Raw genomic sequence first — 16,631 nt, 5'->3', positions numbered from 1 at the left:
GGTTGACCAGGTTGAGTATGCACGGCGGCATTACCCGCCATGCATGCCGTATAGTTCCACAGACTCACCTTATGTTCAAGCCTCTGATACCGGGCCTGACTCATCCTCTGGTTCACGCCAACTTGCAAAGAAATTCCGTGCCCTTTATTTGCTCAGCACATCTTCTACAATTTTCTGTATCTCACCTGACTTCTTCATGTCTGTCAGTATCTGGTTCAGCGCACGCATGAAATCAGGCTTGTAGGGATAGCGCCCGTTATCGCGATTGGTGTAACCCAGGTAGGCCTGCTCCTGGCTAATGACTGCAGCTTCGACGATGGCCTGGCTACTGTCAGCGTAAACGCCATCTGCCTTGATGCGCTCTATCTCCCACAAGATGGACAGACGGTCATTGACGTAGCAATCTATACGTCCCAGCAAGAGCTTGAGTATATTGGACCGGTTGCTGGGCGCCTGGTCTTCAAACATCTTGCCATCCTTGACGGCTTTTCTATACTTGTCGCCGCCGATTTGAAATCCGGCATTGATGCCAACTTTCAGTCCCTGGAAATCTTCGGGCCAACTTGAGGGATGTTTTCTTCTCTTCATGGAATTCTCACTGCAAAAAGCCACCACCTGTTCAGTCAGCACGGGCTCGGAATTGTTAAGATAAGGGCGCTCAAGTGGCCGGTTATAGGGTGGGAACAAAGCCAGCCCCTGCCCGGTTTCCATCAGCATGAGCCCGCGCTTCCAGGGTACTGGCTTGATGTGCACCTTGTAAGCAGGCATACGTTCGAAGGCTTTACTGAAGATGGCAGGATAAATGCCTCTGGCCTCGCCATTTTCCTTGTATGAGTACGGTGGATAAGATTCGTCGGCATAAATGCTAACTTCGATGATATCTGCCGCCAATGCTGGCACGCACAGGCAAAGCAAAATTAGCAGTATGAATTTCATGCTCAGGCTCCCTGACTTTGATGGACACTCTTTTCATCGCTTACCCATGAATCAGGGTAGGCAGCCAGAACCAGGCATACAAGGAAAAGTCAGAAAACACCCATGAAAAACATCTTGTTTTTGCATAATTAACCATATTCCTGTTATCTTAACGATTTGTTATTTAACCCTGAATTCATCAGCGGAGATATGTATGGCAATCAACAACAAGGTGCAGGGAATTGATGTTTCCCACTATCAAGGCACAGTCAACTGGACTGCAGTCAAAAGTGCAGGCATTAGCTTTGCCTTTGCCAAGGCTACGGATGGCAATACCTATACTGACCCACAGTTCAAGACCAACTGGACTGGCATGAAAGCGGCAGGCATATTGCGTGGCGCATATCATTTTTATGAGAGCAATGATGATCCTGTGACGCAGGCGAATAATTTCATCAAGGCGGTAGGCAGTATTGCCATTGGCGACTTGCCCCCGGTAGTCGATATTGAAATCAATAAAGGTGGTTTTGGAAATGCCACGCTGGCGGCTAACCTGCAAATCTGGCTCAACACGGTAGAACAGGCACTGGGTCGCACACCGATGATTTATACCGGGCCATCGTTCTGGAACCAGAATATGAACAACAGTTTTTCGAGGTATGCATTGTGGATTGCGCAATATGGTGCTTCGCAGCCAACAATTCCCATTGGCTGGAGCAGTTGGACATTCTGGCAAAATTCTGAATCTGGTAGCGTGGCTGGCGTCACCGGCAGTGTGGATACCGACGTCTTTGCGGGTTCCATGGCGGACTTGCTGGCTTTTGCAGCAAAGAAATAAGATCGTTCGCAAACCTGATGCACGTGATTGAGTCAGATCCTCAATAATCTGGCTCAATCAAGTGCAGGCAAATTCAATCACCTTCCATCCAGCTTATTCCAACCCAATCCACCTCCTTCAATACCCCCTGCTGTAGTCTCGTACCACCATTTCAGACAACAAGAAATTAGCACTTTAATTTCTTTTGGGCAATTTTAAAAAATTGTGCATCCAGTCTGCACCTGCCTGCGTATATTCCCAAGCAGCAACAGGGCTGCGTATTTGAAGACGAAGAGAACATCATGACAAATTTGTATATTTCCATTCAGGCTGGCGGGCGCTGTCCAATTTATTGCAGCGCATGCCGTGCCGCGCTGACTGCAACTGAACTGGCATGTCAATGATGACGGCTCTTTTCAATACCAGGGTCTGGTCCGAGCAGCAGGAAAAATCAAAGCCGGATATTAGTTTTAGAAAACTGCTCGTATGCCTGCTGCCATTCGGCATCGCGCTGATCGCCGCTGACGCCATGGCAACAAAAGCAGATGAGATACAGGCGGGCAAAATCATCTATGAATCACGCTGCCTGGGTTGCCATACTGTAGAAGCCAACAATATAGGGCCCAGACACGCCAATGTATTTGGCCGCAAGGCTGGCAGCATTGCAGACTTTGAGTATTCACCTGCCTTGCGCAATGCCAGGATAGTCTGGAATGAAAAAACCCTGGACCGCTGGCTGCAAGACCCTGAAGCCTATATCCCTGGACAACAAATGGATGTCAGCGTCAGTAAAGACGGAGACAGGAAAAACCTGATCGCCTACCTGAAGACCCTGAGCACGAAAAGCAGCAAGCTCAACAAACCTTAACTATCGCCACGACTATTGCCGTTGATTAATTCTGGAGAGAAATATCGCTGAAAAGCCACAATAAAATCTTTTTATTTATATTTTATCGATAAAATGTATATAATTAATCCTTAATTTGATTTTTTCATATTGCGTATCTGGGAAGAGCAGAAGATTGTTCTACCGGGTTTGAAGTATTCCTCTCCAAAGGTGTTCGCCCGCAACTGGCAACGGTTGCGGGCTTTTTTTGCCTGCCGTGCCTACGCTGGCTTGTTATAAATCATCGCCATTTTTTCTACATGCTCCCTCACCTTACTTACCAGCTCTGGCGGCTCCAGCACCTCGGCATCTTCACCAAAGCGCAGAATTTCTGCACATGCCATCATCAGGGAACCTACGGGCATGGTCGCCTTGCACCAGCCGTCCCCGTCAAGTTCGCTGGCCAACTGCATTTCAGAAAAAACATAGGGCGACAGAAAGTGCTCCCTGAATTTCACCCCTCTTGGTGACAGACGCACGGTTGCCACATTCCTGTGCATGTCCTGCTCCAGGCGCTCGGTAGATTTGCGCCAATAGGCTGCCAGATCGAAAGGCGCAGGTCTTTCGAAGCGTTCTTCAAGCACCGACAATTCCAGCATGCGTGAAATGCGGTAGGTGCGTGGTGTGTCATCCACTTGCCCGACCAGGTACCAGGAACCGCTTTTCATGACGAGGCCCAAAGGCTCGACGACGCGCTCTTTGATTCCCTTCCAGCTCTGGTAACGTATCTGCATGCGCTTTTGCTCCCACACTGCATCGGCAACCTTGGGCAAGTGTGCAGGTTGCTCTGACTGACCAAACCAGGCCGGTGCATCGAGATGAAAGCGCGAACGCATTTGCTGCGCACCTTCACGTAAAGAGGCGGGCATGGCTGACAGTAGCTTGTTTTGCGCGGCCATCATGACAGAGCCCAGCCCCATGTCCGTGGCGGCTCCTGCCAGCCCGCTCATGAACAGGGCCTCGGCCTCTTTGGCGGACAAGCCATTGAGCTGGGTGCGGTAGCCATCGAGCAAACGATAGCCGCCACCTGAGCCACGCTCGCTATAAATGGGGATACCCGCCTCACTCATGGCGTCGATATCTCGATAGATAGTGCGCAGATTGACTGCGCATTCATCAGCCAGTTCTGGCGCGGTGGCAAAACCACGTGCCTGCAGGATAGTCAGGATGGAGATAAGTCGGCTGGCACGCATGGTAAAAACTGATCCTTTTGCCATATTTTTAAAATATAAAAGAATAATAAGCTAACCTGACAAAAGATGTCAGGTATAGAGGCATATTCTTATATCAACGGCCCGGCAATTCCGCCTCCGCGATAAAAAGAAAGGTCTTATCATGAGCAATGCAGACAACATCACCCTGTTCTACTCCCCACAAACACGCGCTACAGGCGCTTTGATTATGCTGGAAGAATTAGGCGCACCTTATCAATTGCATGTCTTGAACATGAAAGCTGGCGAGCAAAGACAAAGCGCCTATCTGGCCATCAACCCCATGGGTAAAGTGCCTGCAATACTGCATCGCGGTGAACTGATCACTGAACAAGTGGCAGTATTCTTGTATCTGGCAGACCTGTTCCCGCAGGCAGGCCTGACACCCGCACTGGATAGCCAGTTGCGCGGCCCTTATCTGCGCTGGATGGCCTACTATGCGGCCTGCTATGAGCCTGCACTGGTAGATAAGTTTGCGCAACATCCGCCAGCAATGCCTTCGATGTGCCCTTACGGTGATTTTGACACCATGCTGGGTATCATCAAGGCACAACTGGAAAAAGGACCATATTTACTGGGTGAGCAATTCACGGCAGCAGATGTACTCTGGGGCAACGCCTTGCGCTGGGGTACCATGTTCAAGCTCGTACCTGAATCGCCTGTCGTCATGAGTTACATTGAACGCGTCTGCAGCCGTCCGGCGTTTGTCAAAGTCGGTGCCATTGATGCAGCCTGGGCAGCAGAACACGAGCGCATCGCCAGTGAAGCGCAGTCTGAAAGCAAGGCTGCCTAAGCTGCAAGCTAAATTACAAGCTAAAAAGTAGTGCATATCGCCCGGTTGTTTCTCCGGGCGATATGCACATAAGAAATCCATTCCAGCTATTTTGTTTCCCCGCCTTCAGTTTCTCCCCCTCTGAAACATGTCTGGCATGTCTGCAAAAATATATTGCAACAATATAAATTCCCAGGGCTATGCATGGCACAATTGCCAGTTGCAGTCTTTACTTGCACGCTTACAGAAAATTACCAAATAGACAGCCGCAAACGATTGTCTTGCAGCCTTGCTTTGGATAGTATCCGTGCAATAAAAAAGCCATACCCCAGAGGGAGAATTCATGCGTCGTATTTGGATCGTCACCGGCACTGTTGTTACAGTTGCCGCTGCTGCTGTTGCCTACCAGTTGAGCAAACACTGGAAGGATTACCACTATGTTGGCACCCGCCTCATGGTGGATATTTCCCAACCAGATGCCTTGATACGCACCACCAGCCTGTCGAAGCTGCCGCGCGACTTGCTGCAAGTGCCGATAGCCAAAGATGTGCTGACCGAAGACCTGGCCTTCTACTACGAGCAAAATGAAGACCGCCTGGGTTTGAATGGTGCCGTCAAACGTATTGCCTACGAGCATGAGCTTGACTGGCAAGACAAGCTGTATGCCAGCATTTTCAATGAACCTGCAGAAGTGGCTTTCTGGCGCGATGGCAAAGGGGCCTTGCGTCACTATGCCGTTGTCATGCGCATGGGCCTGTTCAATAAAGCCTTGCAGGAAGCCGCCAAGGTAGCGATGAAAGATGGCCAACTCAAACTGGCCGGTGATATCAGCACCAGCAATGGCAAGGCCCAGATCATGGCGCTGGAAGTCAATCCGCGCCGCACCCTGCTGCTGATCAGCCAGGGTGACCGCGTCGTAGTCTTGTCTGACCCTGGTCTTTTGTTTGATGACAAAAACGGCGTCGTGACAGAAGCCCGCGCTGCGGTAGCCAATTGGCTGGAACATGATGGCGCGCTGTCGCTGCAATTTGATCTCGATAGTATTGCACCTGCACCAGCCCAGCCTGCTAGCACGGCAAAACATACTCTGGCTATCGGTGCTCCTACCATGGCCCTGGGTTACGGCGCTTTTGTATCCGGCTTCAAGGGCATGCGCTTTGACTTTGGTGGCAACTGGTCAACCTCGGTCTGGCTGGATTCCAAAAAAACTTCTTCGGCACAGTTGCTTGACCCAGCCCTGTGGACTGCTGCGCCAGCCAACCCAAGCGCATGTATCACCGTGCCAATTGACTGGACCATGGTCAATACTGTCTTGAAACAGGCTGATGCCAAACCAAAGTTGCCAGAGCAGGCATTGGCGCCGTTGTCTGGCCCAGGCCTGGCTTGTTGGTACCGCGAATCGAATTTGTATTCTCCTGTCTTTATCACCAAGCTACCGCTGAACACTGCCAACCGCGATGCTACCTTGCAAGCCATGGCGACCTGGGCAATAGCCAGCGGTGAACAGGCTGCACCAGGTAAGGGAACGACCAGGGCCAAGCCTGATCAGAAACTATGGCGCAATACCAAGAGCATGGCTACGCTGGCCGCCAGTGGCGACTTTGTGGTGTTCTCACCCGACGGCGGGCTGGTAGAAAAAGTGGTGGACACCATCGCCCGTAGTAACCCCAGCGTGGCTGACCAGACATCTGGCGCACAAAGCACCCTGGGCCTGATCACGCCACGCCCCTTGTCAGAAATGGCTCAACGTGAAATCTACGCGGCCCTGGCAAAACCTGAAGATGCCAGCTTCCTCGAAGCCGCGAAGACACATCTACCTGCCCGCATCAAAGCTCTGGCGACTTACCCACCTATCCGTCTGGAACTGAGCAAGGCACAGGCCAGTGGCAAAGCCTGGCAAAAAGTTGAATGGGTCAGCAAGGAGAAATCCAATTGAAACGCCGGCATGTACTGACTGGCATGCTCGCCACCAGCACCATGCTGGGCTGGCACAGGCTGGCGCTGGCCAATAAGCTCACGGCACCGGCTGTGCCACTGCCTGCCGCAAGTGCTGCCAAAGCTGGAACAACTACTGCGCCTGTCGTTATTGCACCAAGCTTGACACCAGCCCAGTCGCGCAGTTGCCGCGCCTGGATGACGCGCATTATCGCTGCCCAGCTGACTGCAGGCCCGACACCGCGCTGGCAACAGCGTGATTGCGTAGGCCTGGTGCGTTTTGCGGTGGCTGAATCCCTGCGTGAGCATGATGAAAAATGGAAGCGGGCGAATGGCATGCTGGGCACTGCGTTGCCGCCAGAGATAGCTCTCGATCAAGGCACGCAATCAGTACGCCATCAATGGCGACTGGCTGACGGTAGCACCTCTGCCTATGTTAGCGCCATAGAAATGGTGCAGGAGAATGCCAGGTTCCGCGGCAAGGACTGCAATCTGGCATCCCCCGGTGATCTGCTGTTCTATGACCAGGGCGACGCCCAGCATCTGATGGTGTGGATGAATTCTTACATCGCCTATCACACTGGCACGGTCACACCAACTGACAATGGTCTGCGCGCCGTCAAGCTGCGTGACCTGCAGGCCTGGCGCGACACGCGCTGGCACCCTACCCAAGATAATCCCAATTTTGCTGGCGTGTATCGCCTCAATTTCTTGTCCGCCTGAAAGCGCCCAATGAAAGCTACATTCAAACAATCCCGTTATTTCACTTTATTGACAGCGCTGTGCGCGATGCTGCTCTTCATGCCTGCCCTGGCACAAGACGGCGGTGGGGGCTCGTCTTTCTTCCTGCTCAGCGATGCAGCCTATGGCTCCGGCGACACTGCGATGGTGAGGCTGGAAGCCCAGGACATGGGACAGATTTCTGAGCTAGGCGGTGTCGATGTCTATGTTTATAAGGTCAAGGACCCACTGGAATTTTTAAAGGCGCAAAAGAATTTGCACCGCATTGATGCCCAAGGTAACTACAAGGGCAAAGGCGTGTCCGATGCGCTGGCACGTACCTGGGATAACTGGTGGGATGCATCTCGTCGCATGTGGCGCAAGCTGTTTTCATCCGATGCCAGGAAAGCCGTAACTTCACGAGCGCCTGAAGTACGTCTGCACCCGCTGGTCAAAGCACCAACACCACAACAGATGAACCCGCTGTACCAGCCACTGAAGGCGCATACCCTGGTTGATAGCTTCCGCTACCCTGTACATGTCGCCCAGCCCATACAACCACCAAAAGGCGTCAAGCTCGATGGCAGCAGCAGTGAATTCATCATGTCGCCTAAAGGCAATGTGCTGATACCACTGGGTAAAAAAGAGCCTGGCCTGTACCTGGTAGAAGCCATGGTCGGCAGCTATCGCGCTGTGACTTTGGTGTTTGTCTCGGACTCTATCGCTGTGACCAAGGTATCAAGCAAACAAATGCTGGTCTGGGTAGCTGACCGCCGCACCAGCCAGGCTGTAGCAGATGCAAAAACAGTGTGGACAGATGGCGCAGGTATCCTGAGTACAGGTGCGACCGATGCCAGCGGTATCGTCAATTTTGAACGTGATGCACCAGAAAAAACTTATGTCTATGGTGAAGACAGCAAAGGCGGCGTGTTTGTCGCAGAAAATTATTACTACGATAGTGAAATCTATAACACCAAGCTGTATGCGGTGACTGACCGTCCTCTATACCGCCCTGGTGAAACGGTGTATGTGAAATTTTTGGGCCGTACTTTTGTGTCTGCACGCGAATCCACTGCCATCACCGCAGGTGAATTGAAGTTGCAGGTATTTGATGCGAATGGTTTCCCGGTAGCAGCACGGACCCTGCAAATGACGCCGCAGTCTGGCGGTGATACGGTATTCCAGTTACCTGACAATGCCGTCGCAGGTGGTTATGAATTGCGTTTCAGCTACAAGGGTAACAGCTATGGTGCAGCCTTTCGCGTCGCTGAATACCAGAAGCCGCATTTTGAAATCAATGTCATGCCCGGCAAGAAAGATTACAAGACCAATGAAGAAATCAAGGGCAAGCTGCAACTGGTGTACCCCGATGGCAAGCCTGTCGTCAATGCCAAGGCAGACCTGACAGTACGCGCCCAGCGCCTGACCATCGTTGAAGGCGACCTTGGTTATGCAGGCCAGTTCCCGGTACAGATGAGCACGACGACATTTACGACCGACAGCAGCGGTTTCGTTGAATTCAAACTGCCAGCAGCAACTGAACCCAGCCGCTATATTTTGTCGGTGCTGGCAACTGATGGCGCAGCTTACCGCGTACGCTCTACCAAGGAGATACTGGTAGAACGTAGCGCTGGCACCTATAGCCTGAAGGCAGAACGCGCCTTCTCTGCCGTTGGTGAAAACATGAACTTTGCGCTGGCTGCCCTGCCTGTACCTGGCAATACCGTCAGCACAGTCAGTGCCCCGGCAACATGGGATTGGGTAAGACTGGAAAACCAGAAAAAATCGAACGGCAAGCTCGCCAACGCCAACAAATTGACACTGGCTTTTGCTGAACCTGGTACCTATACCCTGTCTGTACGTGATGCAGCAGGCAATATCCTTGGTGCCACTTCGCATTATGTCAGTGGCGCTGGCGTCAGTGCACCGCAAGGCTCGATAGAAATGGTATTTGACAAGACCAGCTACAAACCAGGTGAGACTGCCAGTGCGCTGATCACCTTCCCGCAGCAAATCGACCAGGCGCTGTTCACCCTGGAACGTGACAAGGTAGAAAAAACCGCCCTGATGAGCAATGCAAGTGGCTGGCTCAGTGCCAAGCGCTTGTCACCGATGCAGTGGAAAGTTGAAATCCCTGTGCAAGATACCTATGGCCCCAACATCACCCTGTCCGTGGTGTATGTCAAAGGCGCTGATTATGTGTTCCAGAACCTGGGTTTGAAAGTTGAGCAGCCACGCATCAATGTCGCCGTCAAAGCTGACAAGGCCGTCTATGCGCCTGGTGACAAAGTCACGCTGGACCTGACTGCCATGGTCGATGGCAAGCCAGCCGCAGGCAGCCAGCTCACGGTAGGTGTGGTCGATGAAATGATTTATGTGTTGCAACCTGAAATTGCACCCGATATTTCTGACTTCTTCTATCATCCGCGCCGTAACAATGTGCGCACTTCTGCCAGCCTGAGCTTCATTGCTTATGACCTGGCGGTACCGCCATCCAAGCTGGCCTTGCCGGCCAACGGGCAAACCCATGAGCGCGCCATCAAGGTATTGGAAAGACCACGCCGTGAAGACAAGGATACCGCCCTGTGGCAACCAAGCGTTACCACGGATGCTGCTGGCCGTGCCCGCCTGACTTTCACCATGCCCGATTCGCTGACACGCTGGCGCATTACTGTCCGTGCGACTGAGGCCGGTGGCAATGTAGGTCAGAACATCGCCTATGTACGTTCAGACAAAGACTTTTATGTGAAATGGACCAGCCCGAACTGGATGCGCGTGCAGGATGCACCGAATGCCAGCGTTGCCATCTTCAATCAGGGCAACCAGGATGCCAGTGCCAGCCTGAACATCACCGGTTCCGGTGTCAATAAACAAGAAAGCCTGAAACTGAAACCTGGTGCGAACTTTATCTCCGTACCTTTGAAAGCCAATGGCCTCGACAACAAGATAGACCTGTCACTCGCTGTAGGTGGCAAGACTGTTGATGCGCTCAATGTGCCGCTGAAAGTTATTCCTGTGCATTGGCTGAGCCAGCGCTCGGTCAGCGTGCCTGTGACTGGCAAGGAAACAGTCTTGAAACTGCCACCTGACGCCAGCAACCTGCAACTGCAATTTGCTGACAGTGCCAGCACCCAGTTCCGCCGCTTGATGGATGATTTGATCGACTATCCATACGGTTGCGTCGAGCAGACTTCCAGCCGCCTCATCCCTTACAGCCTGGCCCTGCAATCAACCTTGCCTAGTGAAGAAAGACTGGCTGCACAACTGACACAAAGGCTGTACAGCTACCGCTTCCGCCTGGCACAAATGGCCGGGCCAAACGCGACTTTTGGCTGGTGGAGTGTGCCAGAAAAAGATGGCGACGCCCTGCTGACCACCTATGCCTACTATGCTGACTGGCATGCCAGCCGCGCCTTGAAACTGTCGCTGCCAGAAGGCCATTTTGACCGCCTGAATGATGTCTACCGCAAGGATGGCGTCAAGCAATCACATTGGCAGCGCGCCCTGATGTTGTACTGGATGCAGGACATGGGCTTGCCGGTAAAATCCATGGCCGAAGCCCTGAGTGAAGAACTCGGTGCCAAAGGCGCGTTTGCAAAACCTGTCGTGATCACCCCGCGTTCAGGCATGAACAGCATGATCTTTGCCAACAAGGATGATGATGTACAACACGCCATGAGCACCTTGCTGGCGGCCTATGTAGTCCAGCAAAGCAAAGGCAACCTGACTGGCATTACCGTCACGACTTTGCCAGAAGCCGCAGCCCGCGTACACCAGGCTGATCTGCCATTGGGTGAAGCCTTGCTGATACTGACAGGCAAACGCCCTGCCAGTGATGCTGCTGCCGTGCTGGAACGTGTGAGAGCAGAGTCGCCTACCATAGACCGCGCCTTAAGCCTGCTGTGGACTTACCGCGCTCTCGGTGGCAAGTCTGGCAGTAATGATCCTCTGTTGCGCAATAATATGGCCAAGGTGGAACTGGAAGCTGGCTGGCAGGCGCGTGAAACCGTCACAGGTCAAAGCGTGTATCGCTGGAATGCCACCGCAGCTACGCCAACACCAGCTGTGATCAAAATGGTTTCCAACCCAAGCGCAGGCATGATTGCGATTGCCCAGTTCGACAGCCGTGAACCAGAAAAATCCAGCTTGCCAGTAAAGGTGGAACGTCGCATTTACCGCCTGGTACCAGAAGCACTGCCAGCGCCAAGCAGTGCCAGCAAACCTGCCATCAATCCAACTACTGGCGCACCTGTGCAGCCAGTCGCAGGCAAAGCTGGCTTCAAACTGGAATTGCTGGGCGAAGGTGCAGCACTGAAGACAGATGAAGTTTATCTGGATGAAGTAGTACTTACCCGCACCTCTGGCCCTGAACTGAACTTCGGTATTGTTGAAGTACCTCTGCCACCAGGCACTTCGGCTGACCGCTCCACCTGGGGCATCAGCCTGCGTTACCCTGGCGGCAAAGATATGGAAGCGATGGAACGTGCACGCTACGAGCAAACACCACGCGGCTATGCCGTGCCGGTGGATGCACTGGATGGCCAGGTCGTGATACGTCATCTGGTGCGCGCAGCGCAAACCGGCAAGTTCGCCCTGCCACCAGCACGCTACTACCGCATGTACCAGCCAGACCAGAAAGCCTTTGAGGACAAGCCACGTGCATTTATGGAAATCCGCTGATCCTGCCCGCAAAGCGATCAGCACCATCATGCTTGCCAGTGCGACAGTAGTCACGCTGGCTGCATCTGCGCATGTTGCTCATGCCGCAGATGCAGCAAGCACGGCCACCGTCGCCTGGCTGCGTGATGGCCAGGTGGAAATGCGTTCCCTGAACTCTCAGGACAACAAGGCCATAGATCAAAAGATACCCTTGGGTAGCTTGTGGAAGTTATTTGTCTACGCCTACCTGCAAGACAATCATGTACAGGAAACTGCGTACACCTGTGCAGCAAAAAAAGATTTGCGCAAGGACGTGCGTGAACAGCAAGAAAAAAACGAAGACCTGTATTGCTGTGAACCCGGTGAGCAGGTAGAACGCGACTCTGCCCTGGCACGCTCCTGCGCCCCTTATTTCTCACCAGCGCGATTAGGTGTCAATGACAAGGCTTGGAAAAGTTACTGGCAAACCCGTAGCGATGCCAACTGGCTGCAACGCACAGCACAATTGCAGCCCGACACCCAGATCAGCGTAAAAGACTTACTGGAAACCCTGAATAAATTCTCACCACACGCCCGCGCTGCCGCACGCACAGCCTTGCTGGAAACAGCGGTACAGGGTTATGGCCGCGAAGCCTGGACACAACTGGGCACAGGCATACGTTACAAAACTTATTCCTGGCATTTGCCTGACAACAGCGCCTTTGGCGGCGCAGCAGGCTGGCTGGCAGATGGCACGCCGTTCTGGTTTGGTGCCCGTGGTTCCAGCCGCTCTACCCTCACGACCTGGGCCAGTGCTCTGGCAACTACCTTGCCCGCTCCTCGCTGGACGGGCATCAATAATATGGACAATGTCGGTGATGAAGCACATTGCGTGGATGTAGATTTTTTTGCGCGCTATCCATTACGCGAAGTATTGTCCATATCTGCAAACGCTCCTGCGCGTGCGGGAACGCTGTCCGGCAAATATCGACTGCAATTCGCCAACGGCAATAGCCTGGACATCAATAGCAATGGCAGCCTGACGCTGCAACGCGCCCCAGGCGTGGCACCACAGATCACCGGCCGCGTCAGCATCAATGACTATGTCGCCCGCGTCATAGACCGTGAGGGCGACGCCAGCAATATACAGGCTGCCCGCAGCCTGGCGATTGCGGCGCGTAGCTATCTGGTGCAGAACGCTGCTTTTGATCATGGCTGCTGGCGCATTGCCGACAGCACTACCCGCCAGCGCGTCAGCGCCAATGCCCCCACCGATGCGGCCCTGGCAGCGGCCTGGTTCACGGATGACCTGATATTGCAAGGGGCAAACGTGCGCTACCACAATGACAGTGCAGGCAACAACCGCATGTCATTGAAAGAAGCGACGAAGCAGGCAAACCAGGGCTGGAGTTTTGAACGTATCCTGGCCACCAGTTATCCGCAAGCCAGCGTCGCCAGCTTCAACGGCAAATCTGACTGCAAACCACTGGCAGCAGCGCAAACCTGGTTAAGCACTGCCAGCAGCAAATGGCAAAGCATATTGCGTCGTGAACCCGGTTTTGAGCATCCTGATACCCCACCAGCCATCTGCTCGCTGGCAAGCGGCAACCCCTATTCAGACCAGAAGCGCATGCGCATCTACGCCCGCGGCTGGCGCAGTCTGGACGAGCGCATCACCCTCGCCCATGAATACCTGCACCTGGCTTTACGATTTCATCCGAACGGCGCCAACGAAGACTATGTGGAAAAACTGGCCCGCCGTCTCATAGAAGGAACAACATGATCAAGTTTCACCAAAAGCGACTCATCATATGCATCGCGGGCAGCCTGCTTGCTGGCTTTCACTTAAATGCATCAGCAGACGCCACGATAGAACTGCCGCGCGGCGGATGGCGTAATAGTGGTGGCGAAGCTTCTGGCTTTAAACAGCCTGTGCATTACCCTGCGTCTTCGGTTAATACCGAAGGGCAAAGCGAAATGGCTTTGATCAAGGGCCGCATCAGCACCAGCAACAAAAAGAAACCTGGCAAGCTCATTGTCAACGGTGCCGCTATGCCTCTGGCTATTGGTGAAAGTGGCGAGTTCTCCCGCCCTTACTCTTTCAGTTCCGGTTCGAATAATGTAGAAGTGCGCAGTCCCGATGGCAGCGAAGTCAAACGGGTACAATTTTATGACACCAATACCAGCCGCCCCAACCCACGTCTGCGTGTAGTCTTGTCCTGGGATAGCGATGGCACTGACCTGGATTTGCATGTAGTCTCGCCGGATGGTCAGCATGTGTTCTATGGTAACCGCGTCGTACAGAATGGCGGCGCACTTGATGTGGATGTCACCACCGGTTATGGCCCTGAGATTTATGCCAGTACGACACCGCCGAAAGGTACTTATCATGTCTATGTCAATTACTATGGCAGTGGCGGCGACGACAAAAAACTGACTATCGCCAGAGTTGCCATCATCAGCCAGGAAGGCACTCTGGCCGAGAAGCAGCAAAGCTTTCAGGTGCCTATGCGCAAACCTGGTGAACTGACCCTGGTTAAATCCTTTACCTATCCGTAATGATCATGCAAACAATGATGAAACCTGCCCTGCTGGCATGCACCCTGTTCGTCGCTGCCGCCAATTGTATAGCTGAAGACCAGCCCACCATCAACAGCCCGCGTGGCGGCTGGAACTATGGCGGCCTGACCGATAAATCCAGCGATACACGTGCCTCCTATCCCTTGCCGCCGATAGACCGTGGCACGCAAAAAAACCGCACCCTTATCGAAGGCCATATCCGTGATGCGGGCAAACAGCGCAAGCATACCCTCATCGTCAATGGCAATCCCATGGTGCTCAATTACGGCACAGATGGCCGCTTTGAACGCCACTATGCCTTTGGCAGTGGTTCCAACAATATAGAAATCAAGGGGCCAGACGGCAAGAGCCTGCAACGCGTGCAATATTACGAAGCCAATACCCAGCAACTGTCACCGCAGCTACGCATCATCTGCTCGTGGGATGCGCCTGAGGCAGAAGTTGATCTGCATATCATTACGCCCGATGGTCAGCACGCCTTTTTCGCAGCGCCAATACTGAATGGTGGCGGTGGCCTCGATGTAGATAGCGTCGATGGCCCAGGGCCAGAGATGTTCACGACGATCGCCCCCAAGCACGGTGCTTACCACGTGTTCGTCAACTATTGGGGTAACTATGGCGCAGGTGGCTATAACTTCGATGAAGGCCAGCGCAAACAACCCATCATCACTACCCGTGTGACCCTGGTATTTTATGAAAATACAGCCAGAGAAAAACGCGAAAGCTTTGTCATTCCATTGCGCAAGATCGGCGATTTGAATCTGGTGAAATCGTTCATGTTTTAAGGGTAGGTTTAAACCTGAACAGACCTGAACAGAGACCTCAGCAGCAAAAATCTTCTAAAGGGAGAACATGCATCATGTGGCGAAATGCATTAACCAGCTTCATGATGCTCCCCATATTACTTGCCGCCAGCATCCCTACACTGGCGCAGCCCGTCATCATCAAACGGCTTGATGGCTCCAGCATTTCTTCGCAAACCATTGAAGACAAGCGCAGCAAAATGATGGTCGCCTCATGTGTCACCGGACTGAATATCGCCATCCTAAATGACAACAAGATTGTTTATAACAAGAGCTTTGGTTTCCGCGATAAAGAGAAACTACTGCCACTGACCACAGATACCGTCATGTACGGCGCATCCTTCACCAAGGCCGTGTTCGCCACACTAGTGGCGCAACTGGCGGCAGAAAGTGTGCTTGATCTGGACCTGCCGATACAACAATATCTGCCCAAGCCCTTGCCAGACTATGACAACTACCGCGATCTCGCAGATGACCCGCGCTATCTGGCAATTACGCTGCGGATGTTGTTGAACCACACTGCAGGCTTTGCCAATTTTCGCTGGCTCAACCCCGGCAAGAAACTGGAGATTAAATTTACTCCTGGCAGCAGATATGCCTATTCAGGCGAAGGCATCAATCTGGCGCAATTCGTCGTTGAAACCGTCACGCAAAAAAGTGTAGATACATTAATCCAGGAACGCATTTTCAATCCACTGGCCATGCATAACACCAGCATGCAATGGCAAGACCGTTTCAATGACAACCTTGCAGTTGGTCACGATGAAAAAGAAAAAACACTGGGCCATGTAAAAAGGAAAAAAGTAAACGCCGCAGGATCCATGGACACGAGTCTCAACGATTATGCACGCTTCATACAAGGCATCATGCAGGCAAGCATCATCAGCAAAGAAGCAAAAGCCATCATGCTGGCACCGCAGATTGCCATCACCACACCCAGCCAGTTCCCCACCCTATCGACTGCATCAACAGATGAGAATAAGCAGATACAACTGGCTTATGGCCTGGGTTGGGGTATTTTCCAAACACCTTATGGTACAGCCTATTTCAAGGAAGGCCATGATGACGGCTGGGAAAACCATTCCGTAGTATTCGACGAACAAAAAACTGCTGTAGTTATCATGAGCAACAGCTCTAATGGCGATGGTATCTTCAAAGAGCTGCTGGCCTTGCTGATACAGGATGTATATACGCCGTGGAAGTGGGAAGGGTATTTACCGACCAATTGCAAGAACAGAGAAAACGAGCCGTCGTTGCACAAATAGTAGAACTCATTTCATAAATAGGATGAGATGCGTTTGCCTCATAACGCAGTCCAGCACGCGTTATGAGGAAAACCCGTCGGAACCTGACG

At 52.8% G+C, this 16,631-nt stretch carries 12 protein-coding genes; 10 read left to right on the top strand and 2 right to left on the bottom strand.

Features of this window, described 5'->3' with window-relative positions; genetic code table 11:
• Window positions 1-144 precede the first annotated feature (144 nt).
• Entirely contained in the window at window positions 145-936 is a 792-nt protein-coding gene (locus tag UNDYM_RS08505; RefSeq protein ID WP_162040667.1) for an ABC transporter substrate-binding protein, read from the bottom strand.
• Window positions 937-1,129: 193 nt separating this feature from the next.
• On the opposite strand from UNDYM_RS08505, the gene UNDYM_RS08500 reads away from it, so the two are divergent.
• Both UNDYM_RS08500 and UNDYM_RS08495 read left to right on the top strand, forming a co-directional pair.
• Window positions 1,130-1,753, top strand: coding sequence for a glycoside hydrolase family 25 protein (locus tag UNDYM_RS08500; RefSeq protein ID WP_162040666.1), 624 nt, complete (start codon window positions 1,130-1,132; stop codon window positions 1,751-1,753).
• 379 nt (window positions 1,754-2,132) lie between these two features.
• Window positions 2,133-2,600, top strand: a complete 468-nt coding sequence (locus UNDYM_RS08495; RefSeq protein ID WP_162040665.1) for a cytochrome c family protein — start codon at window positions 2,133-2,135, stop codon at window positions 2,598-2,600.
• A gap of 239 nt (window positions 2,601-2,839) precedes the next feature.
• Here UNDYM_RS08495 and UNDYM_RS08490 read toward each other — a convergent pair whose 3' ends face one another.
• Complete coding sequence (locus UNDYM_RS08490; protein ID WP_232063837.1) at window positions 2,840-3,835, bottom strand: YafY family protein; 996 nt, start codon at window positions 3,833-3,835, stop codon at window positions 2,840-2,842.
• 118 nt (window positions 3,836-3,953) lie between these two features.
• Between UNDYM_RS08490 and UNDYM_RS08485 the strand changes: the two genes are divergently transcribed.
• From UNDYM_RS08485 to UNDYM_RS08450, 8 genes are all read left to right on the top strand, one after another.
• A complete protein-coding gene (locus tag UNDYM_RS08485) occupies window positions 3,954-4,622 on the top strand; it encodes a glutathione S-transferase family protein (RefSeq protein ID WP_162040664.1) in 669 nt (222 codons plus the stop codon).
• 322 nt (window positions 4,623-4,944) lie between these two features.
• Window positions 4,945-6,537, top strand: coding sequence for a DUF2138 family protein (locus UNDYM_RS08480; protein WP_162040663.1), 1,593 nt, complete (start codon window positions 4,945-4,947; stop codon window positions 6,535-6,537).
• Window positions 6,534-7,259 carry a DUF1175 family protein gene (locus UNDYM_RS08475; RefSeq protein WP_232063836.1) on the top strand — a complete coding sequence of 242 codons (726 nt, stop codon included), beginning with the start codon at window positions 6,534-6,536 and terminating at the stop codon, window positions 7,257-7,259. The genes UNDYM_RS08480 and UNDYM_RS08475 overlap by 4 nt, the downstream gene beginning before the upstream one ends.
• Before the next feature lie 9 nt (window positions 7,260-7,268).
• A complete protein-coding gene (locus UNDYM_RS08470; RefSeq protein WP_162040662.1) occupies window positions 7,269-11,936 on the top strand; it encodes an alpha-2-macroglobulin in 4,668 nt (1,555 codons plus the stop codon).
• Window positions 11,914-13,677 carry a DUF2300 domain-containing protein gene (locus tag UNDYM_RS08465; RefSeq protein WP_162040661.1) on the top strand — a complete coding sequence of 588 codons (1,764 nt, stop codon included), beginning with the start codon at window positions 11,914-11,916 and terminating at the stop codon, window positions 13,675-13,677. Before UNDYM_RS08470 ends, UNDYM_RS08465 begins: the two co-directional genes overlap by 23 nt.
• Window positions 13,674-14,453, top strand: coding sequence for a YfaP family protein (locus tag UNDYM_RS08460; RefSeq protein ID WP_162040660.1), 780 nt, complete (start codon window positions 13,674-13,676; stop codon window positions 14,451-14,453). The genes UNDYM_RS08465 and UNDYM_RS08460 overlap by 4 nt, the downstream gene beginning before the upstream one ends.
• A gap of 5 nt (window positions 14,454-14,458) precedes the next feature.
• On the top strand, window positions 14,459-15,259 hold the full coding sequence (locus UNDYM_RS08455) for a YfaP family protein (RefSeq protein ID WP_232063835.1): 801 nt from the start codon (window positions 14,459-14,461) through the stop codon (window positions 15,257-15,259).
• Between the two features lie 101 nt (window positions 15,260-15,360).
• Entirely contained in the window at window positions 15,361-16,542 is a 1,182-nt protein-coding gene (locus UNDYM_RS08450) for a serine hydrolase (RefSeq protein WP_162040659.1), read from the top strand.
• The last annotated feature ends 89 nt before the right edge of the window (window positions 16,543-16,631 follow it).

The sequence above is a fragment of the Undibacterium sp. YM2 genome, assembly GCF_009937975.1.
In the GTDB taxonomy this organism is placed as follows: domain Bacteria; phylum Pseudomonadota; class Gammaproteobacteria; order Burkholderiales; family Burkholderiaceae_D; genus Undibacterium.
This window is presented reverse-complemented; position numbering and strand designations above follow the sequence as displayed.